The organism is Streptomyces sp. NPDC093109 (genome assembly GCF_040701725.1).
Lineage (GTDB): Bacteria > Actinomycetota > Actinomycetes > Streptomycetales > Streptomycetaceae > Streptomyces.
In genome coordinates this window covers 33,269-53,687 of the sequence record NZ_JBFBEZ010000004.1, presented here as the reverse complement: position 1 = coordinate 53,687, position 20,419 = coordinate 33,269, and the positions used below count along the sequence as shown (strand labels likewise).

20 protein-coding genes and 1 riboswitch are annotated in these 20,419 nt (G+C 71.2%); of the genes, 8 read left to right on the top strand and 12 right to left on the bottom strand.

The window, feature by feature from the left end:
• Positions 1-22: 22 nt before the first annotated feature.
• Positions 23-1,348, bottom strand: a complete 1,326-nt coding sequence (locus AB0389_RS06195) for an aminotransferase class I/II-fold pyridoxal phosphate-dependent enzyme (protein WP_366394138.1) — start codon at positions 1,346-1,348, stop codon at positions 23-25.
• A gap of 89 nt (positions 1,349-1,437) precedes the next feature.
• Entirely contained in the window at positions 1,438-1,809 is a 372-nt protein-coding gene (locus tag AB0389_RS06190) for a hypothetical protein (RefSeq protein ID WP_366394137.1), read from the bottom strand.
• Between the two features lie 196 nt (positions 1,810-2,005).
• Here AB0389_RS06190 and AB0389_RS06185 point away from each other — a divergent pair, with 196 nt between their 5' ends.
• Positions 2,006-2,350, top strand: coding sequence for a metalloregulator ArsR/SmtB family transcription factor (locus AB0389_RS06185; protein ID WP_366394290.1), 345 nt, complete (start codon positions 2,006-2,008; stop codon positions 2,348-2,350).
• A 101-nt stretch (positions 2,351-2,451) separates the two neighbouring features.
• On the opposite strand, the gene AB0389_RS06180 is transcribed toward AB0389_RS06185, so the two are convergent.
• Positions 2,452-2,814: a metalloregulator ArsR/SmtB family transcription factor gene (locus AB0389_RS06180; protein ID WP_366394136.1), complete on the bottom strand. Its 363-nt coding sequence runs from the start codon at positions 2,812-2,814 to the stop codon at positions 2,452-2,454.
• A 299-nt stretch (positions 2,815-3,113) separates the two neighbouring features.
• Here AB0389_RS06180 and AB0389_RS06175 point away from each other — a divergent pair, with 299 nt between their 5' ends.
• The 5 genes from AB0389_RS06175 to AB0389_RS06155 all read left to right on the top strand — a co-directional run bounded on the left by AB0389_RS06175 (position 3,114) and on the right by AB0389_RS06155 (position 8,139).
• Positions 3,114-3,500 carry a hypothetical protein gene (locus AB0389_RS06175; protein WP_366394135.1) on the top strand — a complete coding sequence of 129 codons (387 nt, stop codon included), beginning with the start codon at positions 3,114-3,116 and terminating at the stop codon, positions 3,498-3,500.
• Positions 3,501-4,015: 515 nt separating this feature from the next.
• Positions 4,016-4,208: riboswitch (cyclic di-AMP (ydaO/yuaA leader) on the top strand.
• Between the two features lie 4 nt (positions 4,209-4,212).
• Positions 4,213-5,007 (top strand): LysM peptidoglycan-binding domain-containing protein, encoded by a 795-nt coding sequence (locus AB0389_RS06170; RefSeq protein WP_366394134.1) that lies wholly within the window; start codon positions 4,213-4,215, stop codon positions 5,005-5,007.
• A 384-nt stretch (positions 5,008-5,391) separates the two neighbouring features.
• Positions 5,392-6,450, top strand: coding sequence for an aromatic ring-hydroxylating dioxygenase subunit alpha (locus tag AB0389_RS06165; protein ID WP_366394133.1), 1,059 nt, complete (start codon positions 5,392-5,394; stop codon positions 6,448-6,450).
• A gap of 5 nt (positions 6,451-6,455) precedes the next feature.
• A complete protein-coding gene (locus tag AB0389_RS06160; protein WP_366394132.1) occupies positions 6,456-7,463 on the top strand; it encodes a PDR/VanB family oxidoreductase in 1,008 nt (335 codons plus the stop codon).
• An 82-nt stretch (positions 7,464-7,545) separates the two neighbouring features.
• Positions 7,546-8,139, top strand: coding sequence for a nucleoside deaminase (locus AB0389_RS06155; RefSeq protein ID WP_366394131.1), 594 nt, complete (start codon positions 7,546-7,548; stop codon positions 8,137-8,139).
• 55 nt (positions 8,140-8,194) lie between these two features.
• Here the strand turns inward: AB0389_RS06155 and AB0389_RS06150 are convergent, their stop codons facing one another.
• The 8 genes from AB0389_RS06150 to iolC are packed head-to-tail and all read right to left on the bottom strand — an operon-like array spanning position 8,195 to position 17,332.
• Positions 8,195-9,061, bottom strand: coding sequence for a sugar phosphate isomerase/epimerase (locus AB0389_RS06150; protein ID WP_366394130.1), 867 nt, complete (start codon positions 9,059-9,061; stop codon positions 8,195-8,197).
• Complete coding sequence (locus tag AB0389_RS06145) at positions 9,058-10,080, bottom strand: Gfo/Idh/MocA family oxidoreductase (protein ID WP_366394129.1); 1,023 nt, start codon at positions 10,078-10,080, stop codon at positions 9,058-9,060. The genes AB0389_RS06150 and AB0389_RS06145 overlap by 4 nt, the downstream gene beginning before the upstream one ends.
• A 59-nt stretch (positions 10,081-10,139) precedes the next feature.
• Positions 10,140-11,090, bottom strand: a complete 951-nt coding sequence (locus tag AB0389_RS06140; RefSeq protein WP_366394289.1) for a TIM barrel protein — start codon at positions 11,088-11,090, stop codon at positions 10,140-10,142.
• Between the two features lie 58 nt (positions 11,091-11,148).
• Positions 11,149-12,645, bottom strand: coding sequence for a CoA-acylating methylmalonate-semialdehyde dehydrogenase (locus AB0389_RS06135; RefSeq protein WP_366394128.1), 1,497 nt, complete (start codon positions 12,643-12,645; stop codon positions 11,149-11,151).
• 35 nt (positions 12,646-12,680) lie between these two features.
• The gene (gene iolD / locus AB0389_RS06130) at positions 12,681-14,558 is read right to left on the bottom strand and encodes a 3D-(3,5/4)-trihydroxycyclohexane-1,2-dione acylhydrolase (decyclizing) (protein WP_366394127.1); all 1,878 of its coding nucleotides are present in this window, start codon (positions 14,556-14,558) and stop codon (positions 12,681-12,683) included.
• Entirely contained in the window at positions 14,558-15,472 is a 915-nt protein-coding gene (iolB, locus tag AB0389_RS06125; RefSeq protein WP_366394126.1) for a 5-deoxy-glucuronate isomerase, read from the bottom strand. Before iolB ends, iolD begins: the two co-directional genes overlap by 1 nt.
• Positions 15,473-15,504: 32 nt before the next feature.
• The gene (locus AB0389_RS06120; RefSeq protein WP_366394125.1) at positions 15,505-16,374 is read right to left on the bottom strand and encodes an aldolase; all 870 of its coding nucleotides are present in this window, start codon (positions 16,372-16,374) and stop codon (positions 15,505-15,507) included.
• Positions 16,367-17,332, bottom strand: coding sequence for a 5-dehydro-2-deoxygluconokinase (iolC, locus tag AB0389_RS06115; RefSeq protein WP_366394124.1), 966 nt, complete (start codon positions 17,330-17,332; stop codon positions 16,367-16,369). The genes AB0389_RS06120 and iolC overlap by 8 nt, the downstream gene beginning before the upstream one ends.
• Before the next feature lie 198 nt (positions 17,333-17,530).
• On the opposite strand from iolC, the gene AB0389_RS06110 reads away from it, so the two are divergent.
• Positions 17,531-18,526, top strand: coding sequence for a LacI family DNA-binding transcriptional regulator (locus AB0389_RS06110; protein WP_366394288.1), 996 nt, complete (start codon positions 17,531-17,533; stop codon positions 18,524-18,526).
• 13 nt (positions 18,527-18,539) lie between these two features.
• On the opposite strand, the gene AB0389_RS06105 is transcribed toward AB0389_RS06110, so the two are convergent.
• Positions 18,540-19,223, bottom strand: a complete 684-nt coding sequence (locus AB0389_RS06105; RefSeq protein ID WP_366394123.1) for a ScbR family autoregulator-binding transcription factor — start codon at positions 19,221-19,223, stop codon at positions 18,540-18,542.
• Between the two features lie 104 nt (positions 19,224-19,327).
• Between AB0389_RS06105 and AB0389_RS06100 the strand changes: the two genes are divergently transcribed.
• The gene (locus AB0389_RS06100) at positions 19,328-20,329 is read left to right on the top strand and encodes a ScbA/BarX family gamma-butyrolactone biosynthesis protein (RefSeq protein WP_366394122.1); all 1,002 of its coding nucleotides are present in this window, start codon (positions 19,328-19,330) and stop codon (positions 20,327-20,329) included.
• The last annotated feature ends 90 nt before the right edge of the window (positions 20,330-20,419 follow it).

Genomic DNA, 20,419 nt, shown 5'->3' with positions numbered 1-20,419 from the left:
TCGTACGCCGTCGCCGCGGCCCCTACTTCGCTTCGGCGGCGGCCCGCCGCTCGTACCCCACCAGCCGGACGCAGACCGTGAGCCCCTCGATGGCCTGCTCCAGCTCCGCGAGCCCCGGGTAGCTGGGCGCGATCCGGATGACCGCGTCGCGCGGGTCGTCGCCGTACGGGTGCGTGGCGCCGGCCGGGGTCAGCACGATGCCCGCCTCGGCGGCCCGGCGTACGACCTCCTTGGCGCAGCCGTCCTCGACCTGGAGGGTGACGAAGTACCCGCCCTTCGGCGAGGTCCAGGTCGCGAGCCCGGTCCCGCCGAGACCGGCTTCCAGGAGCCGCGCCACCGTGTCGAACTTGGGCCGCAGCACGGCGCGCTGGCGCTCCATGTGGGTCCGCACCCCGTCCGCGTCCCGCAGGAACAGGGCGTGCCGCAGCTGGTTGACCTTGTCGGGGCCGATCGACCGCTTCGCGTTGTTGCCGAGCAGCCACTGCACGTTCGCGGGCGACGAGCCGAAGAACGCGACGCCCGCGCCCGCCGCGGTGATCTTCGAGGTGGAGCCGAACACGAACGCCCGGTCCGGGTTCCCGGCCGAGGCGCAGGCGGCGAGCAGATCGGCGACGGGGACCGGCTCGTCGGTGAGGTCGTGGGCGGCGTACGCGTTGTCCCAGAAGATCCGGAAGTCCGGCGCGGCCGTGCTCATCGAGGCGAGCCGCGTCACCGTCGCGTCGCTGTAGGTGACGCCGTCCGGGTTGCTGTACTTCGGTACGCACCAGATGCCCTTGACCGCCGGGTCCTCCGCGACGAGCCGCTCCACGGCGTCCATGTCCGGTCCCTCGGCGGTCATCGGCACCGGGATCATGTCGATCCCGAACCGTTCGCAGAGCGCGAAGTGCCGGTCGTATCCGGGCACCGGACACAGGAACGCGATCCGCTCCTGGTCCACCCAGCGGGACCCGGCGCCCGGGACCACGCTCAGCAGGGCGTGCACCAGGCAGTCGTGCATCAGCTCCAGGCTGGAGTTCCCGGCCGCGAGGAGCTGTCCGGCCGGCACCTGGAGCACCCCGGCGAAGATCTCCCGCAGCTCGGGCAGCCCCTGCAGGCCGCCGTAGTTGCGTACGTCCGTGCCGTCGGCGGCGGTGTACCGCGCGCCCGGCAGGCTGAGCAGCTCCCCGGAGAGGTCGAGCTGCGCCGGCGCCGGCTTGCCGCGGGTCAGGTCCAGCGCGAGGCCGCGCGCGGCGAGGTCCCGGTACTCCTGACGGGCCCGGTCGAGGAGATCCGGCAGGGCGGCCGTGCCGGCCGTCGAGGCCGTCTCTGCCGTGTCGGTCGGGGCGTCGGGGCTCAGCTCGGTCGTCATGGTCGTTCCTCTCGCGGATGCCGCGCCGATGGTGGCACCCGCCGAGGATACAAAGCGGTGGAGCGGTCCGGTGCCGGACCGCGGCCCGGTCAGATCTCTATGTCGTTCTCGATGCGCTTCAACTGGTGGCGGGCCATGGCCAGGTTGGCGCGCGTCCGGTCGAGCACCAGGTAGAGAAACAGCCCCTTGGTGGTCGGCCCGGACAGCGGGCGCAGTACGTGGTACTGCGTCCGGAGCGTGATGAGGATGTCCTCGATGGTGTCCTCGATGCCGAGCGTCTCCAGCGCGCGGACCTTGGCGCGTACGACATCGGTGTTTCCCGCGGCGGCGACGCCGAGGTCCAGGTCCCTGCCGCCCCCTAGCACGCCCAGGGCCATGCCGCTGGTGTAGTCGACGAGTGCCGTGCCGACGGCTCCCTCGATCATCATCGCGTCCTTCAGTGCCACGTCCGTGCTTGCCATGACTCCCACCCTCATCGTCGTGTACTCGTTCGATCACCTTAGAGGATGGCAACATACTGATCTGCCGAATTGAAGACTTCTTCAAGCCGTCCGCGTCCTCCGGTGCCGGAGGGGCACTAGGGTCTCCAGGGTCGAGACAGGTTGTGACAGGCCGAGAGTGCCGCGATACGGGTGAGGTGGGCGAGAGGTGAACGCGATGCCGGTGCCGCTGTACCAGGCGAAGGCGGAGTTCTTCCGGATGCTCGGCCACCCGGTCCGCATCCGCGTGCTCGAACTGCTTCAGGACGGGCCGATGCCGGTACGGGATCTGCTCGCGGCCATCGAGATCGAGCCGTCGAGCCTCTCGCAGCAGCTGGCGGTGTTGCGCCGGTCGGGCATCGTGACCGCGACCCGGGAGGGCGCGACGGTGGTGTACGAGCTGGCCGGCGGCGATGTGGCGGAGCTGATGCGGGCGGCGCGGCGGATCCTGACCGTCATGCTCGCGGGCCGGCAGGATCTGCTGGCCGAACTGCACGACACGGGGGTCGGCGCGACGCCGTAGCGGACGTCGGCGCGTACGCGCGTCGCGTACGCCCAGCGCTTACGCGGGGCCGCTCACGTGGGCCCAGCGCCTACGCGGGGCCGCTCACGTACGTACCGCGCTTACGCGGGCCCCCGGCGGCGGGGTGCGGTGTCCGGATCCGCGGCCCGGAGGTCCGCCAGCAGCTCGGCCTGGCCGGCCAGTACCCCGGACAGGATCGTGCGTGCGACCCTCAGCAGCTCCGCGACCTGGGGGCTGGCCAGCGAGTAGTGGACGACGGAGCCCTCGCGGCGGGTGACCACCAGATTCGCCCGGCGCAGGACGGCCAGCTGCTGTGACAGATGGGCGGGCTCGACCCCTACCTCCGGCAGCATCTCCGCGACCGCGTGCTCGCGCTCGCTCAGCAGCTCAAGCACCCGGATCCGTACCGGATGCCCGAGCGTCTTGAAGAACTCCGCCTTCAGCTGGTAGAGCGGCGCGCTCACCGACTTGCCTCCGCACTGCTGCGGCCGGCCGTGGGACCGGTCGCTCGCCGTCGCTCGGACACCGGGGGCCGGTGCCGCTCCCACCCGGGACTCACTGCCCCGGGGTCGTCCTCGCCGTATCCCGCTCGTCCGGCGGCTCTGGACCGACCGGGACAACACTGCCATACGCGCCGGTCCCGGGCTGGCGGTACGGGATCATGGTGCCCCTGGCGCGCTCCCGTCCGGCCGGGGAACAGCCCTCTCGCGGACGCCGGTTGGGGATTTCGGGCCTGGCCGACGGTCGGTTTATGATCTTGGCCATGACTTCGCAAACCCCCGAGAAGAGCCCGTCCCGCAAGCAGAAGCTCCAGGAGAAGCAGCGGCGCCAGCTGGCCGTCGTCGACACGATCGACAAGGCCGAGGCCAAGCTGCGCAAGGCCAAGGTGGAGCTGGCCGAGGCCGTGGCGGAGGCGGTCGAGGTCTTCGGCAGCGAGCAGAACGCCGCCGACGAGCTCGGACTGCCGGTGGAGACGATCCGCGGGCACCTCGACCTCATCGAGGTCGACGGCGACGGCTCCGAGGAGACCGCGGAATCCCCGGAGACCGCCCCCGCCGCCGTGACCCCGGCGAAGGCCAAGGCGCCGTCCAAGGCGGAGCCGAAGCCCGAGACGGAGTCCGAGCTGGAGCCGGAGCCCGCGCTGGTCTAGTACCGGGAGTACCGGGCGCCAGGAACACGGGAGCGGGGCCGCACGTCGGCCCCGCTCCCGTTTCTGTTTCCGTATACCGTTCCGTCCCCCGCGATCCGCACCCGGCCGGTCCTGATGGCCGAGCACGTCCGGTTTCTGACGCGTATTCGGAACACGCTCGCTCGGTATCCCGGCGCGGTTCTCCGAAGGCAACGCCACTCGACCGGAAGGGGTGTTGGTGAATTCCTCGGCGAATTACGTGCCCGGTGCGTTTTTGATGTGCGGTCAGGTGCTCCGACCGCGCCCTTCGGTGCCTCGCCGCCCGGGTTGTATGGGTGATATTTGGGTGTCTTGTCCTTTTATGTTCGCCCTACGGGGGTGACGTGCATCACGGTGGCGGGGTGGGTGTGGCGGCCGGGAGGGCGCGTATTTCGTACGCCCGGCGGGAATTGCGGGATTTGATCTTTCCGCGCCGGAGAGCGCATTGAATTCCGGACTTGTTCGGTTCCGCTGTTCTCGCTTAAGTTCACGTCACTCCGGATGGAACGCCGAATCCTGCCGCTGTCCGGTCAACCCACCAACCCACTCATGTACGGCAGGAGCGGGGGACCCAGGTAAGTCGCCGGTCCGTGTACGGACCGGCTTGGGGTGAAGTCTCGTGTACACCGCGTGACCGGGCATCTCCTGCCCGAACCCGACAGCTCACCTCGCAGGCGACGGAGAGGAACGCGTCATGTTCGCAAAGGCTGTCGTCAGGGCGAAGCACAAGGCGAAGCACCGCCGCCCCAGAACGAACCCGCTCGCCCGTGGCGCCGTCGCCGTGAGCGCGGGGGGTGCCGTACTGGCCCTGCCCCTGCTCGCCGCCACCACCGCCCAGGCCGCGCCCGTCACCGCCCCGGCGGCCTCGGTGCCCCAGGCCTCCGACAACGCGGTGAAGGCCGTCCCCACCACCTACTCCGTGGTCCTGGGCGACTCGCTCTCCAAGATCGCGAAGGCGCACTCGCTCAGCGGCGGCTGGAAGAAGCTGTACGCGGACAACCGCGGGGCCATCGGGACCAACCCGTCCCACATCCGCCCCGGCCTCACGCTGAAGCTCGGTACGGCCGCCAAGGCCACGGTGAAGGCCGCCCCGAAGGCCGCGCCGAAGACGGCCACCAAGACGGCCGCCAAGACCGTCACCGCCGCTCCCGCGGCCCTGAAGTCGTACAGCAACAACCTGGACGGCTGGATCCGGGAGTCCCTGGACATCATGGCCGCGCGCGGTATCCCCGGCAGCTACAACGGCATCTACCGCAACATCATGCGTGAGTCCTCGGGCAACCCGATGGCCATCAACAACTGGGACATCAACGCCCAGAACGGCATCCCCTCCAAGGGGCTCCTCCAGGTCATCGACCCCACGTTCCAGACGTACCACGTGCCCGGTACGTCCCTGAACAGCTACGACCCGGTCGCCAACATCACCGCCGCGTGCAACTACGCCGCCGCCCGGTACGGCTCGATCGACAACGTCAACGGTCCCTACTGACGGACCCGCGCCCGGCACAACACCGGCCCCACCTGCCCCGCCTCGGCGCGGACGGGTGGGGCCGGCGGCCGTTCGTGCCCCTTCTCGCACCATGCGGAGCAGGCAACAGGCCGGAAACGATCACGGAACGACCGGGAAATTTCGGTACGTCACTCTCTCTCCACGCATACGAGACGGAAGGGAGCCGGTATGAGCCTCAGCAGCGCACGTCCGGCGGACCTCCGCAGCCGTGTCCACCAGTCGGCCTGGACGCGGGGGCGTGTGGCCCACGGTGTGCCGCTCCGCTCCGCCGCCGCCCGCGGCTGAGCGACACGCGGCCCGTAGCCCTCCAGCTCCCTCCCTCCGTCCCCTCCGGCGGGGACGTATGCGCAGAAGGACCTCACCATGACCACCGTCGTACCCCCTCCCGCCCTGCCCAGGGAGTGCACCTTCGACCCCGGTGACTGGGCGATCCTGGCCCGCCACTGGTACCCCGTCGCGCTCTCCCGCGAGGTCGGCGGCCGGCCCGTGGCCGTACGGCTGCTGGACGAGACGCTCGTGGCCTACCGGGTGGACGGCGAGGCCGTCGTCGCCCACGACATCTGCCCGCACCGCGGTGTCCCGCTCAGCCTCGGCGGCGGCGACGGCGCGGGCATCACCTGCGCCTACCACGGCCTGCGCTTCGGCGCGGGCGGCAGGTGTACGGACGTACCGGCGCACCCCGCAGCGAAGATCCCCGCCCGGCTGAACCTGCGGACCTTCCCCGTCGTCGAGCGGTACGGACTGGTGTGGACGTGTCTGCGGCCGACCGACGAGGAGCGGCGGGACCCGGCGGCCGTGGCGCCCGTACCGCGCATGGCCCACTGGGACGACGAGGGGTTCCAGCGGATCACCTGCCCCAGCATCGACATCGCCGCGTTCGCGGGCCGCCAGCTCGAAGGGTTCCTCGACGTCGCCCACTTCGGCTTCGTCCATCTCGACTCCTTCGGCGACCCCGACAACACCGCTGTCCCCGACTACTCCCCGGTCCGCCACGACCGCGGCTTCTCCGTCGACTACTGGAGCACGGTCAGCAACTACGCGCGCGGCGGCCCGCAGGCCCCGCCGGACTTCCAGTGGCTGCGCCACTTCGACGTCCATCTGCCTTTCACCGCCACCCTCGTGGTGCACTTCCCCGGCGGCGGACGCCTCAACATCATGAACGCGGCCTCCCCCGTCTCGGCCAGGAAGACCCGGATGTTCGCCCCGATCGCCCGCGACTTCGACACCGACGGGCCGGTCCAGGACGTGTACGACTTCAACCGGAAGGTGTTCGAGGAGGACCGTGCCATCGTCGAGGTGCAGAAACCTGAGAACCTGCCCCTGGACCCCCGGCTCGAAGTGCACATCCCCGCCGACCGCAGCTCCATCGCCTACCGGCGCGGGCTGCGCGACATGGGCCTGAGCCACTTCTTCACCGCGTAGGAGCCATGGCCGTGCAGACCCTCGATGTCATCGTCCACGCCGTCACCCTGGCCTCCGCCACCAGCCGCAGCTACGAACTCCGCCCCGTCACCGGTACGTTGCCGCCCTTCGACGCCGGCGCGCACATCGACGTACACCTCGACCGGGCGGACGGCGGCCCGGCGCTCATCCGCCCGTACTCGCTCTGCAACTCGCCCCGGGAGAAGGACCGTTACCTCATCTGCGTACACCGGGAGGACACGGGACGTGGCGGTTCCCTGGCCCTGCACCGGGAGATCACGGTGGGCCGGCGGCTCCGTGTCTCCGCGCCGCGCAACCTCTTCCCGCTGGTGTCCGCGCGGCGGTACGTGCTCGTCGCGGGAGGCATCGGCATCACACCGCTGCTCTCGATGGCCGAGACCCTGGCCGCGCGCGGCGCGCCGTTCCGCCTGCACCACTACACCTCCAGCGCGGCGCGGGCACCGCTGGCGGAGCGGCTGGCGGAGTCCTCCTTCGCCGGGCGGGTGGTGAGCCACCGCGGTGACCGGGGCGACAGCGTCCGCACCGGCCTCCCCGGTGACCTGCTGGTCCCGGACCCGGAGACGGCCGTATACGTGTGCGGTCCGGCCGGCTTCATGGCGTGTGTACGCGACGGGGCGAGCGCCCTCGGCTGGCGGCCGGAGCAGCTCCACACCGAGCGGTTCACACCGACACCGGGACCGGCACCGACACCGACGGTGGGGGCATCCGTGCCTCACGAGGCGGGCACCGGCTTCACCGTCCGCCTCGCCAGCACCGGCGAGCGCTATCCCGTACCCGCCGACCGCACCATCGCGGACGTGCTCACCGCACACGGCGTCGAGATCGGACTCTCCTGCGAGCAGGGGATGTGCGGTGCGTGTCTGACACCGGTACTCGCGGGCGAGCCCGACCACCGCGACGAGGTGCAGAGCCCGGCGGAACAGGCCGCGAACACCCACATCACCCTCTGCTGCTCCCGCGCGCACAGCGCGGAACTCCTGCTCGACCTCTGACCCGGGCGTCCGCCCCGTCCGATACCGTCCACCACCTCGTCGACATCACTCGGCATCACTCGACATCATCGGAGAAACCGCCATGGACACTTCCGCCCTCGCGACCTCCTTCGGCGCCCGGCTGCCCGACTGGGTCCTGTCCGAACTCGCCGGAGTCCCCGAGGTCCTGCCCACCGACGAGGACCGGATACGGCTGGCCAACCGGCTCGCCGAACGCAACCACCGGGAGGACACCGGCGGCCCCTTCGCGGCCCTCGTCGTGGACTCCGCCACCGGGCGACTCGTCTCCGCCGGCGTCAACCTCGTCCTGTCCTCGGGGCTCTCCTCGACCCACGCCGAGGTGGTGGCCCTCTCCCTCGCCCAGACCCGGCTCTCCACCTGGAACCTGGGCGCGCCCGGCGCCCCCGAGCTGGAGCTCGTCGTCAACTGGCGTCCGTGCGTGATGTGTTACGGCGCGGCCATGTGGTCCGGGGTCCGCCGCCTGCTGATCGCGGGCGACGGACCCGAGGTGGAGGCGCTCACCGGCTTCGACGAGGGCCCCATGCGTGAGGACTGGGCCGAGCAGTTCGGCGAGCGCGGGATCCGGGTGGACCGCGGTGTACTCCGCGACGAGGCCATCGAGGTCTTCCGGGAGTACGGCGCGCGGGAGGACGCCGTCGTCTACAACGCCCGTTGAGACGGCGCCCGTTGGGACAAGCCCCGTTGAGATACAACGGCGACCCCCACGCCGCCTACCGCGCCAGCTCCTTCGTCACCCGGTCCAGCATGAACGCCGACGACTCCCTCGCCCGCTCCTCCCACGCGAAGACACACACCGTCGCCACCCCGTCGAAGTTCATGTCGCGCAGTGTGGAGAAGAAGGTGTTCCAGTCCACCTCGCCCTGGCCGATGTCCAGGTGCTGGTGGATCCTGGCGGCCGTGCCGGGCGGGTTGAGGATGTAGCGCAGCCCGGAGGAGCCCTTGTGGTTGAAGGTGTCCGCGATGTGCAGGTGCTGGAGCTTGTCGCCCGCGTACCGCAGCATCTTCTCGATGTCCGCGCCCGGGTCGGAACCGGAGAGATGGAAGCTGTGCGGCGCGCAGTACAGGTAGTTCACGTACGGCTTGTTGATGGCGCGCACGAGATCGACCGCCGGGTCGTTCTCCTCGCAGAAGTCGTCCGGGTGGGCCTCCAGATTGAGTGCGATGCCCTCCCGCTCGAACTCCGGCAGCAGCTCCTCCAGCGACCGCCAGAACGCGGCCTCGCTCGCCGCCGCTGCCTCGGGACGCCCGTTGAACTCCGAGTTCATCAGCGGACAGCCGAGCCGGGCGGTGATCTCGATCATCCGCTTCCAGTAGCGGACGGCGGCCTGCCGCTCGGTCTCGTCCGGGCTCGACCACTTGTAGAGCGGCAGCACACTCGCCAGCTGTACGCCGGTCTCGTCCAGCGCCGACTTCAGCTCGGCCACCCGCTCGTCGTCCGCGCGCGGATGCAGGAAGAAGGGCATGAAATCGTCGCGCGGGGACAGCTCGATGTACTCGTAGCCGAGGTCGGCGACCGTGCGCACCATCTCCCTGATGGGCAGGGCGCGCAGCATGTACGGGTCGAGGGCGATCTTCATCGGTCGGTTCCTCCGTAGAAGGCGGGGCGGGTGGCCAGCGCGTCGATGGGTACCGTCTCGCCGGAGTGCAGCGAGACGACCAGGGCGTCCGAGATGACGGTCGCGGCGTAACCGTCCCAGGACGAGGGGCCGGTGGGCTCCGTACCGTTCGCCACGGAGGCCGCCCACTCGCGGAACTCGGTGTCGAAGGCGTTCTCGAAGCGGCCCTGCCAGTCCTGGAGGACGGCGGTGGTGTTGCGGCCGGCGCCGCGTACCGAGACCGCCGCCGGGTCGGGCAGCCTGACGAGGCCCTCCTCGCCGACGGTCTCGCACTGGATGTCGTATCCGTAGCGGCAGTTGACGAAGACCTCCAGATCGATCCGGACGCCCTCGGCGGTCTCGAAGAGCATGATCTGCGGATCCTGGAGGTGCTCCTGCCGGTTGCGGGTCCGGCGCGGACGCAGCACCTGTACGGAGCGGATCTCGTCGTCGAGCAGCCAGCGCAGTACGTCGATCTCGTGGACGGCCGTGTCCTGCGCGGCCATCTCGGAGGTGTAGGAGTCGGGGACGCTCGGGTTGCGGTGGGCGCAGTGCACGATCAGCGGCGCACCGATCGCACCGGACTCGATGACCCGCTTCATCTCCCGGTAGCCGGAGTCGTACCGGCGCATGAAGCCGACCTGCACCAGCCGGCGGCCGTGGGCGGTCTCGGCCTCGATGATCCTGAGGCAGTCCTCGGCCGTCGTGGCCAGCGGCTTCTCGCAGAAGACCGGCTTGCCCGCGGCGATGGCGGCGAGGACGTGCTCGGCGTGGGTGGGACCCCACGAGGTGATGACGACGGCGTCGACATCGGGCGCGTCGATGACCGCGCCGCCGCTGGGCAGCGCGCGGGCGCCGACCGAAGCGGCGACCTTCTCGGCGCGGGCGGTGTCGATGTCGAACACCGCGGTGACCCGGGTGCCGGTGATCACATGGGTCAGCCGGGTGATGTGCTCCTGGCCGATCATGCCGGTGCCGATGACGCCGATACGGACAGTCATGAGGGGTTCCCCCTTTCGGAGAGGCTCGGTTGCGGGTTCAGGACGGGCTCAGGACGGGCTCAGGACGGGTTCGGGAAGGCAGGCCTGCGGGTCCCGGTGAGGCCGCTCTCGCCCAGCACCTGGCGCGTCCGTACGGCGATGGGCAGCGGAACCTCGGGCGCGCACGGGTAGAGGTCCTGCTCGACGATCACGAACAGCTCGGCGTCGAGCCCGGCGAGCGCCTCGACCACCCCGGCCGGGTCGGGGACCCCGGCGGGCGGTGCCACGCAGACCCCGCGCTTGACGGCCTCGCCGAAGGAGAGCTTCTCCTCGGTCACCTGCGCCAGCACGGCCGGGTCCATCTGCTTGATGTGGACATAGCCGACGCGCTCGCCGAAGCGCCGGATCAGATCCAGGTTGTCGCCGCCGCCGTACGCCACATGACCGGTGTCCAGGCAGAGGTTCGCGTAACGCGGGTCCGACTCGTTGAGGAAGCGCTCGATCTCGGGCTGCGTCTGGATGTGGCTGTCCGCGTGCGGGTGCAGCACGAGACGTACGTCGTACTCCTCCAGCAGGATCTTGCCGAGCCGGTCGGCGGCCCGGCCGAAGCCGGCCCACTGCGGGGCCGTCAGCTCCGGGCTCTCGGTGAACGCGCCGGTCTTCTCGTCCCGGTACATCGGCGGGATGAAGACGAGATGGTGGGCCCCGGCCGCGGCGGTGAGCCGCGCGACCGGCAGCACCTCGGCGAGCATCGCGTCCCACGCCTCGGGCCGGTGCAGCGCGCCGAAGACGGTGCCGCCTGAGACCTTGAGGCCCCGGGCGGACAGCTCCTCGGCGAGGCGCTCGGGCTCGGTGGGCAGATATCCGTACGGGCCCAGCTCCAGCCACTCGTAACCGGCCTGGACCAGTTCGTCGAGGAAGCGGGTGTACGGGACCTGGTGCTCGTCCTCGACGAACCAGACGCCCCACGAGTCGGGCGCGGAACCGAGGCAGAGATTGCCCACGGTGGTCCGGGGAGAAGATGACGTCATTGTCATGGCTGCGGCTCTCTGGACAGAGGAAGGTGGAGCGGGGAGCTGGGAGGGAGCGTCAGTTGTTGGTGGGGAAGCTGAAGCCGGCGCCGGCGTCCTGCGCGCGCCGCGGCCAGCGGGTCGTGACCACCTTGACGCGGGTGTAGAAGCGCACGCCCTCGGGGCCGTGGATGGGGCTGTCGCCGATGAGGGAGTCCTTCCAGCCGCCGAAGGAGTAGTACGACATCGGGACCGGGACCGGCACATTGACGCCGATCATGCCGACCTTGACCTTGCGCTGGAAGTGGCGCGCGGTGCCGCCGTCGGAGGTGAAGACGGCGGTGCCGTTCCCGTACGGGTTGGCGTTGATCAGCGCGATCGCCTCGTCGACGGTGTCGACGCGGACCACGGCGAGCACCGGGCCGAAGATCTCCTCGCGGTACGCGTCCATCTCGGCGGTGACCCGGTCGAGGAGCGACGGGCCGACGAAGAAGCCGTTCTCGTGGCCCTCCACCTTGAGCCCGCGCCCGTCCACCACCACGGTGGCGCCCTGCGCGGCGCCGGCGGCGACGGCGCCGGTGACGCGGTCGCGGGCGGCGGCGGTGACCAGCGGGCCCATGTCGGTGGCCGGGTCGGAGCCGGGGCCCACGGTGATCTCGCGGGCCTTGCGCTCCAGGATCTCCACCAGCGGATCGGCCGCGGAGCCCACCGCGACGGCGACGGAGATCGCCATGCAGCGCTCACCGGCCGAGCCGTAGGCGGCGGCGATCAGGTGCTTGGCCGCGAAGTCGAGGTCGGCGTCCGGCATGACGACACCGTGGTTCTTGGCGCCGCCGAGCGCCTGGACGCGCTTGCCGGTCGCCGTACCGCGCTCGTGCACGTACCGGGCGATGGGGGTGGAGCCGACGAAGGAGACGGCGGAGATCCCCGGGTGGTCGAGGATCGCGTCGACGGCGACCTTGTCGCCGTGCACGACGTTGAACACCCCGGCGGGCAGCCCGGCCTCGGCGTACAGCCCCGCGACGTGGTTCGCGGCCGACGGGTCGCGCTCACTGGGCTTGAGGACGAAGGTGTTGCCGGTGGCGATGGCGATGGGGTGCATCCACAGCGGCACCATCGCGGGGAAGTTGAACGGGGTGATGCCCGCGACCACGCCCAGCGGCTGGCGGAAGTTGTGCACATCCACATCGGTGGACACCTGGTCGGAGAACGACCCCTTCAGGATGTCGCCCAGACCGCAGGCGTACTCCACGACCTCCCGGCCGCGCGCGATCTCGCCGCGCGCGTCGTCCACCGTCTTGCCGTGCTCGGCGGAGATGATCCGGGCCAGCTTCTCCTCGTCGCGCACCAGCAGCTCACGGAAGGCGAACAGCACCCGGGTCCGCTGCGCGAGCGAGGTCTCGCCCCAGGTCTCGAAGGCGGCCGAGGCGGCGGCGACCGCCGCGTCCACGTCGGAGGTCTCGGCCAGCCGGACCCGCGTGCCGGACACTCCGGTGGCCGGGTCGAAGACGGGGGCCGTACGGGTCGAGTCGCCGGCCGTGGCCGCGCCGTTGATCCAGTGGTCTATGACAGTCATGTCGGAATTCCTCAGGGGCTCGGATGGCTCGGGGCTCAGAGATAGTGGCGCTGGGAGCGCTTGGCGGCGCGGTACGTCTCGTACGCCTCGCGCGTCGAGTCCAGCGCGGAGACCTCGCTGACCGGGACGTCCCACCAGGCGCTGCCCGGCGGGTTCGGCCCGTACAGATCCGTCTCGACGTGCACGACGGTCGTACGGTCGGACGCCCGCGCCTTGGCCAGCGCGTCGCCGAACTCCTCGACGGTGGACGCCCGCAGGACGTCCGCGCCGAGCGAGGCGGCGTTGGCGGCCAGGTCGACCGGCAGGACCTCGCCGTCGAGCTGGCCGGACTCGTGGTCGCGGTAGCGGTAGCGGGTGCCGAACCGCTGCGAGCCGAGCGACTCCGACAGCGCGCCGATCGACGCGAAGCCGTGGTTCTGGACGAGGACGATGATGACCTTGATCCCCTCGGAGACCATGGTCACGATCTCCTGGGACATCATCAGATACGAGCCGTCGCCCACCAGCACGACGACCTCGCGGCTCGGATCGGCCATCTTGACGCCGAGGCCCGCGGCCACCTCGTACCCCATGCAGGAGTACGCGTACTCCACGTGGTACGCCTTCGGATCGCGCGAGCGCCACAGCATCTGGAGGTCGCCGGGCAGCGAGCCCGCCGCGTTGATGACCACGTCGCGGTCGTCGAGCCCCGCGCGCAGCGCGCCGAGGATCTCGGTCTGGGCGGGCAGCGGACCGTGGCCGGCGGCGAAGCAGTCGTCGGTGGTGCGCCGCCACTCGGCCGCCAGCTCCAGCACCCGCTGCCGGTAGGCGTCGTCCGTCTTCCAGCCGTCCAGCTCCCGCTCCAGACCGGCGAGGCCCAGCCGGGCGTCCGCGACCAGCGGTTCCGCGGAGTGCTTCACCGCGTCCAGCCGGGCGACGTTCAGATTGACGAACCGGACGTCCGGGTTGGCGAAGACGGTGTGGCTGGCGGTGGTGAAGTCGCTGTAGCGCGTGCCGATCCCGATCACCACATCGGCCTCGGCGGCGAGCGCGTTGGCCGCCGCCGTACCGGTGGAGCCGACCCCGCCGACCGCCGACGGGTGGTCCCAGGGCAGCGCGCCCTTGCCCGCGTGGGTGTCGGCGACCGGGATGCCCGTCGCCTCGGCGAACGACCGCAGCTGGTTCTCGGCGCCGGAGTACACCACACCGCCGCCCGCCACGATCAGCGGCTTACGGGCGGTGCGCAGCAGCTCGGCGGCGCGCTCCAGCGCGGCCGGCTCCGGCACCGGGCGGCCGATGTGCCACACCCGGCGGCGGAAGAACGCCACCGGCCAGTCGTACGCCTCCGCCTGTACGTCCTGCGGCAGACAGAGCGTCACCGCGCCGGTCTCCACCGGGTCGGTCAGCACCCGCAGCGCGGCGAGCGCCGCCGGGATCAGCTGCTCGGGCCGGGTGATCCGGTCGAAGTACTTCGACACCGGGCGGAACGCGTCGTTGACGGAGACGTCCCCGCCGCGCGTGTCCTCCAGCTGCTGGAGCACGGGATCGGCGGCGCGCGTCGCGAACATGTCGCTCGGCAGCAGCAGCACCGGCAGCCGGTTGGTGGTCGCCAGCGCCGCGCCCGTGATCATGTTGGTGGAGCCCGGCCCGGTGGACGCCGTACACGCGTGCGCGGCCAGCCGGTCCCGCGTCTTGGCGAAGGCCACGGCCGCGTGCACCATGCCCTGCTCGTTGCGGCCCAGGTAGTACGGCAGGTCGGCCTCGCCGGTCCTGGCCGCCTGGAGCAGCGCCTGACCGACCCCGGCCACATTGCCGTGCCCGAAGATGCCCCAGACCCCGGGGATGAACCGCTGCTCCTGGCCGTCGCGCTCGCTGTACTGGTTCGCGAGGAACCGGACGAGCGCCTGCGCGGTGGTGAGCCGTACCGTCTCCATCACACGTCCTTCGCGTTCTTCTGGGGGGCCTTCGGGGTGGCTCCGGTGCCGAACGGCAGCCTGGGATCCGTCTCCTGGTCCTCCCAGGTGGCGCGGACCCAGCCGTGCGCCGGGTCGTCGCAGATCAGCCAGGCGCGGTCCTGACCGGGCCCTGCCATCACATTGAGGTAGTAGAGGTCGTAGCCGGGGGCCGCGACGGACGGGCCGTGCCAGCCGTGCGGGATGAGCACGGCGTCGCCGGTGCGCACCTCGGCCAGGACATCGAGGGGGCGCTCCGCGGTCCCGTACACCCGCTGGTAGCCGAAGCCGGGCCCCGCGGGGCCGTCGGCGACCTCGAAGTAGTAGATCTCCTCCAGCTCGCTCTCGCCCTCGCGCGCCTCGTCGTGCTTGTGGGGCGGGTACGAGGACCAGTTGCCGCCGGGGGTGAGCACCTCGCAGACCAGCAGCTGGTCGGCGTCGAAGGTGTGCGGGAGGCAGTAGTTGTTGACCTGGCGCGAGCAGTTCCCGGCGCCGCGCAGCTCGGCCGGGACGCCCTCGGCGGGACCGTACCGGGGGGACAGCCGCCGCTCGCAGCGGGCCGAGGGGAGGGCGAAGCGTCCGCCGCGCTCGCTGCGGATCACGGCCTCGGCGTCCCGGGGGACGTACGCGAAGTCGGTGACCGCGTCGAAGACGCCGTCGCGGCCGGCCAGCAGGAACGTCGTACCGTCGACCGTGACCGTGCAGGAGCCGCTGAGCGGCAGCACCAGATACTCGCTGTCGCCGGTGGTCAGGGTGAGCGGCTCGCCCGGCGCCAGTTCGGCGACGCGCAGCCCGGAGAAGCCCCAGCGCGCGGAGTCGGGGGTGATGACGGTGGTGTACGGGCCGTCGGCGGTGGAGCCGGCCGGCAGATGCAGGCCGTCGTTGTCCTTGGTCACAGCGGAATCCTTAGTCGCAGCAGGCTCACTGGTCACAGCAGGCTCACCGCCCGGTCCACGGCGCCGGCGACATCGCCGTCCGCGGGGTAGAGAAGGGAACGGCCGACGATCAGGCCCTGGACGGTGGGCAGCGCGAGGGCCTTGTGCCAGGCGTTGAACGCGGCCTCGGCGTCCTTGACCTCGCCGCCGAGGAGCAGCGCGGGCAGGGTGGACGAGGCCATGACGCGCTCCATCTCCTCGACGACGGGCAGCTTGAGCCAGGTGTAGGCGCTGCGCCGGCCGAGGCCCGAGGCGATGGTGATCGACTTGATCACGGCGTCGGGGGAGAGGTCGTTGCGGATCCGGCCGTTCTCCCAGTACGAGAGGAACGGCTCGACCATGGCGATCAGCTCGCGGTCGTTCAGCTCGTCCACGGCCCGGGCGGTCTGCTCCAGTACGGAGGGGGTGGCCGGGTCGTCGAGGCAGATCCGGGTGAGGGTCTTGCCGCCGTCGAAGCCCATGGCGGCGATCGCCTCGGCGTCGTAACCGGTGAAGCGGTCGTCGATCTCGAAGGAGGATCCGGCGAGCCCGCCGCGGTTCATCGAGCCGAAGACGCTCTTGCCGTCGAGGACGCCGAGCAGCAGCAGATCCTCCAGGATGTCGGCGGTGGCGAGGACCCCGGTCACCCCCGGGCGCTCCAGCGCGACACACATCCGGTCGAGGAGCGCGTGGCGGTCGGCCATGGCGGAGGGGTCGCCGCCGACGGCGTTCGCGCCGCGGGCGGGGTGGTCGGCGGCGATGATCATGGCGCGGCCGTGCGCGCCGAGCGGCGACGCGGCTCTGATCCGCCGTGCGGCGGCCTGTGCGATGGCGCCGGGGTTGTGGACCCGGGCCTCCACGATCCGCTGGACCTTGTCAGACACCCGTCGACTCCTTGATCTTCGCTTCGACCTGTGCCGCGTCGGGCATGGCGTCCGAACAGGCCAGCTCCCCCGCGACGAGGGCGCCGGCGGCGTTGGCGAAGCGCATCATCCGCTCCAGGTCCCAGTCGGCGAGCAGCCCGTGGCACAGGGCGCCGCCGAAGGCGTCCCCGGCACCGAGCCCGTTGACGACCTCCACGGGCACCGGCGGCACCTCGACCGCGTTGCCGGCCCTGTCCATGGCGAGTACGCCCTTCGGACCCTGTTTGACCACGGCGATCTCGACGCCGAGGCCGATCAGGGCGCGGGCGGCGGCGTACGGCTCGGTCTCGCCGGTCGCCACCTCGCACTCCTCCCGGTTGCCGACCGCGACCGTGGCGTGCGCGAGGGCCTGCCGGTAGAGGGCGCGCGCCTCCGTGCTCCCGGCGTCCTCGCCCTCCCAGAACATCGGGCGCCAGTCCAGGTCGAAGACCGTGATGCCGGCCTTCGCCCGGTGCTCCAGCGCGGCGAGGGTCGCCGCCCGGCTCGGCTCCACGCACAGCCCCGTACCCGACATCCAGAAGATCCGGGCCGACGCGATGGCGTCCAGGTCCAGCTCCTCCGGGCGGATGTCGAGGTCGGGGGCCTTGGGCAGCCGGTAGAAGTAGAGCGGGAAGTCGTCCGGCGGGAAGATCTCGCAGAACGTCACCGGGGTCGGCGCGATGCCCGACGTACCGACGTGCGCGTTGTCGACCCGGTACCCCGCGAGGGCCTGGCGGACGAACTGCCCGAAGGGATCGTCACCGGTTTTCGTGATCACCGCGGCGCTTCTGCCGTACCGCGCGGCGGCGACCGCGACATTGGTAGGGCTGCCGCCCAGATACTTGCCGAACGTGGTGACATCGGCCAGGCCGACCCCCGACTGCAACGGGTAGATGTCGACGCCGCTCCGTCCCATGGTCAGGACGTCCAGGACTGCCATGCGTGGAGACCTCCAACAACTGACACGCTCTACACGCTCTACTAGCGCGCTCTAGTTGCGAGTACGATCGTCCACGTCCATATGTCCTGTCAATGCTTGGCGAGGGGGAGTCTTCCGCTAGGTTCGGGGGCCGGGGAGCGGCTGGAAGCGGGGGAGCGCGCGATGGAAGAGCGGTCGCCGGGCGGGCGACGCCCCACGATGCAGGATGTCGCCGAGCGGGTCGGGGTGTCCCGTGCGCTGGTGTCCCTGGTGTTCCGGAACCAGCCCGGCGCCGGTGAGGCGACCCGGCTGCGGGTGCTGCGCGCGGCCGACGAGCTGGGGTACCGCCCCGACAGCGCGGCGCGGCTGCTCGCCCGGGGCCGGAGCCGCACCATCGGTGTGATGCTGACGCTCCATCAGCCCTTCGAGGCCGACATCGTCGAGGGCGTCTACCCGGAGGCCGAACGCCTGGGCTACGACGTGCTGTTGTCGGCCAGCGCCCCTGGCCGGGACGAACGCAAGGCCGTCGAGGCGCTGTTGAGCCACCGCTGCGAGGCGCTGATCCTGCTGGGGTCGCGGGCGAGCATCGGCCGCCTCGACGAACTGGGCCGCCGCGGCGCGGTCGTGGTGGTCGGCCGGACCGCGCGCGGCGCCCACGTGGACAGTGTGCACACCGCCGAGAGCAAGGGCGTGGGCCAGGTCGTCAGCCATCTGGTGGCGCTGGGGCACCGCGACATCGCGCATGTCGACGGCGGCCGGGAGACGGGCGCGGCGGAGCGCCGGCGCGCCTACCGCGCGGCCATGCGCCGGCACCGGCTCACCGAGTGGATACGGGTGCTGCCGGGCGCGTACGACGAGGAGTCGGGCAGCGCGGCCGGCCGGCTCCTCCTCGCCGGCGAGCGGCTGCCCACGGCGGTGTTCGCGGGCAACGACCGCTCCGCGATGGGTCTGATGCACACGCTCGCCCGCGCCGGTGTCGAGGTGCCCGGCGAGGTGTCGGTGGTGGGGTACGACGACAACCACCTCTCCCACCTCTCCCACATCGACCTCTCCACGGTCCGCCAGGACGCCGTACGCCTCGCGGAGCACGCGGTGCGGTTCGTGGTCGAGCGCCTCGCGGACACCGCGCTGGCCCCCCGCGAGGCGGTCCTCGACCCCCGGCTCGTGGTGCGGGGGACGAGCTCGCCCCCCGCACCGGACCGGCCGGAGCGCTAACCCCACACAGGCCCTAAACGCCGGCCGGTACGCCCGCCCGCCGGTCGTCCCCGTGGTGTGCGAGATAGGTGTGGACCCGGGCGAGCAGGGCCTCCGGCTCCGGATCCGGCTGGAGCGCGCTGAGATGGAGCAGCCAGAGGTCGTGGAGCCCCTCCTCGATATGGCTGCGGCCCTCCAGCGCGTCGGAGACGGTGTGCAGACCGAAGAACGCGCACACCAGTCCGTACGCCGCCACCTCCGGGGTGACGGTCCTGGCGAGCCGGCCCTCGCGGCGGGCCTCCCTGAGCAGTTCGGTGACGGTCTCCAGCCAGCCCACGAAGGGGCGCGGCAGGCTGACGTCGATGGCGGCGCGTTCCGCCCAGAGCCGGGCCCCGGCGCGGATGACGACATCGTCGCGGAAAGCCCTGGCGACATCGAAACTCAGTGCGACCGTTTTCTCCAGCGCCGGAAGGTCGGCCGTTCCGTACCGGCCGATCAGCGCCGGCCAGGTCGCGAAATGCTCCTGGACAATGGCGAGTGCGAGTTTCTCCTTGCTGGCGAAGTGGAAGTAGATGGCGCCGCTGGTGCGTCCCGAACGCGCGCTGATATCGCTGATGCTGGTGCCCGCATAGCCTCGTTCGTCGAACAGGCGTGCCGCCGACTCCAGGAGAAACCTCCGTGTCGTTTTCGCCCGCGCTTGCGCCGCTCGAACCTGCACGTGTACCCCGGATTGCCGTTCCGTTAAATGACAGCACGCAATGTAGCGCCTTTGGCGGAACGGGCTGGGGTGCGGGGTCGGTCGAATTACGATGTTCTTGTCGCATGAATGCATCAGTGGAGGGCGCGCCGATCGTGGAGGGCGCACCGGTCGCGCGGGCCCGTCCGACGGCCCGCCCGCTGTCCTGGTCGCGCACCGTCGCCCGCGAGATGGTCCACCGGGACTCGGTGGCTGAGGTGCTCCTCACCGATGTGCGCCGGGCCGCCGGCGGCGGGTTCGAGGCGGCGGCGAGCTGGCCCCGGTCCCATCCGACCTTCCCGCGCGGCGGTACCGGGCTGCACAGCCCGCTGATGATTGTCGAGACGCTGCGCCAGCTCGGCATCTACGTACCCCTGCGGTACTTCGGCGTCGCGCCGTCGGCACGGCTGATCATCACCGACCTCCACTTCGAGACCGACCCGGCGGCCGAACCGCGGGCGCGCTCCGGGGCCAGCCGGGTCAGCTGCCGGGTGCGGGTCGGCGGGCTGCGGCACGGTCCTGACGGCGAGGTCACCGGCCTGCGGCTCGATGTCTCCTACCGCGCGGACGGGGTGCTCTTCGCGCGCTCCGGCGGCGGCGCGCGCTTTCTGACCCCGCAGCAGTACGACGCGGTACGGGCCGACGCGCTACGGGCCGAGCCCCCGGCGCCCGTCACGGCTTCGGCGGCGGCGCTCCGTACCGTACGGCCCGACGCGACCGTGCGGCCCGACGTGACCGTACGGCCCGACGCGCGGCTGCTCGGGGTGGCCGGCCCGCACGACACCATGGTCGCGGCCGTCGGCGCCACCCTCCTGGTGGAACCCGCCGACATGAGCCACCCCTACTTCTTCGACCACCCCACCGATCACCTCCCGGGCATGATCGTTCTGGAGGCGGCCCGGCAGGCGGCGGCCGTGGAAAGCGGCGGAAGGCTGCTGCGGCCTACCGCCGGTCGGCTGAAGACCGCGCGTTTCATCGAATACGCGCCCCCCGCGCGCGTTCTGTGCGTGCCGCACCACTCGACCTGCGTCTTCCGCTTTCTCCAGGGCGGTGAACAGAAGGCATTCGGCGTCCTGCGCTACCAATAAACACATAGGGACACTAATTGCGGTCGCTTGACTGCTCCGAGTGACGCTCCCTAGCGTAGCGATCGTTATGTTCTGTGGCGGCGGCCCGAA

Coding starts and splice junctions, on each gene's coding strand:
- AB0389_RS06195 (WP_366394138.1), bottom strand. CDS start 1,348: ATGACGACCGAGCTGAGCCCCGACGCCCCGACCGACACGGCAGAGACG.
- AB0389_RS06190 (WP_366394137.1), bottom strand. CDS start 1,809: ATGGCAAGCACGGACGTGGCACTGAAGGACGCGATGATGATCGAGGGA.
- AB0389_RS06185 (WP_366394290.1), top strand. CDS start 2,006: ATGCCGGTGCCGCTGTACCAGGCGAAGGCGGAGTTCTTCCGGATGCTC.
- AB0389_RS06175 (WP_366394135.1), top strand. CDS start 3,114: ATGACTTCGCAAACCCCCGAGAAGAGCCCGTCCCGCAAGCAGAAGCTC.
- AB0389_RS06170 (WP_366394134.1), top strand. CDS start 4,213: ATGTTCGCAAAGGCTGTCGTCAGGGCGAAGCACAAGGCGAAGCACCGC.
- AB0389_RS06165 (WP_366394133.1), top strand. CDS start 5,392: ATGACCACCGTCGTACCCCCTCCCGCCCTGCCCAGGGAGTGCACCTTC.
- AB0389_RS06160 (WP_366394132.1), top strand. CDS start 6,456: ATGGCCGTGCAGACCCTCGATGTCATCGTCCACGCCGTCACCCTGGCC.
- AB0389_RS06155 (WP_366394131.1), top strand. CDS start 7,546: ATGGACACTTCCGCCCTCGCGACCTCCTTCGGCGCCCGGCTGCCCGAC.
- AB0389_RS06150 (WP_366394130.1), bottom strand. CDS start 9,061: ATGAAGATCGCCCTCGACCCGTACATGCTGCGCGCCCTGCCCATCAGG.
- AB0389_RS06145 (WP_366394129.1), bottom strand. CDS start 10,080: ATGACTGTCCGTATCGGCGTCATCGGCACCGGCATGATCGGCCAGGAG.
- AB0389_RS06140 (WP_366394289.1), bottom strand. CDS start 11,090: ATGACGTCATCTTCTCCCCGGACCACCGTGGGCAATCTCTGCCTCGGT.
- AB0389_RS06135 (WP_366394128.1), bottom strand. CDS start 12,645: ATGACTGTCATAGACCACTGGATCAACGGCGCGGCCACGGCCGGCGAC.
- iolD (WP_366394127.1), bottom strand. CDS start 14,558: ATGGAGACGGTACGGCTCACCACCGCGCAGGCGCTCGTCCGGTTCCTC.
- iolC (WP_366394124.1), bottom strand. CDS start 17,332: ATGGCAGTCCTGGACGTCCTGACCATGGGACGGAGCGGCGTCGACATC.
- AB0389_RS06110 (WP_366394288.1), top strand. CDS start 17,531: ATGCAGGATGTCGCCGAGCGGGTCGGGGTGTCCCGTGCGCTGGTGTCC.
- AB0389_RS06100 (WP_366394122.1), top strand. CDS start 19,328: ATGAATGCATCAGTGGAGGGCGCGCCGATCGTGGAGGGCGCACCGGTC.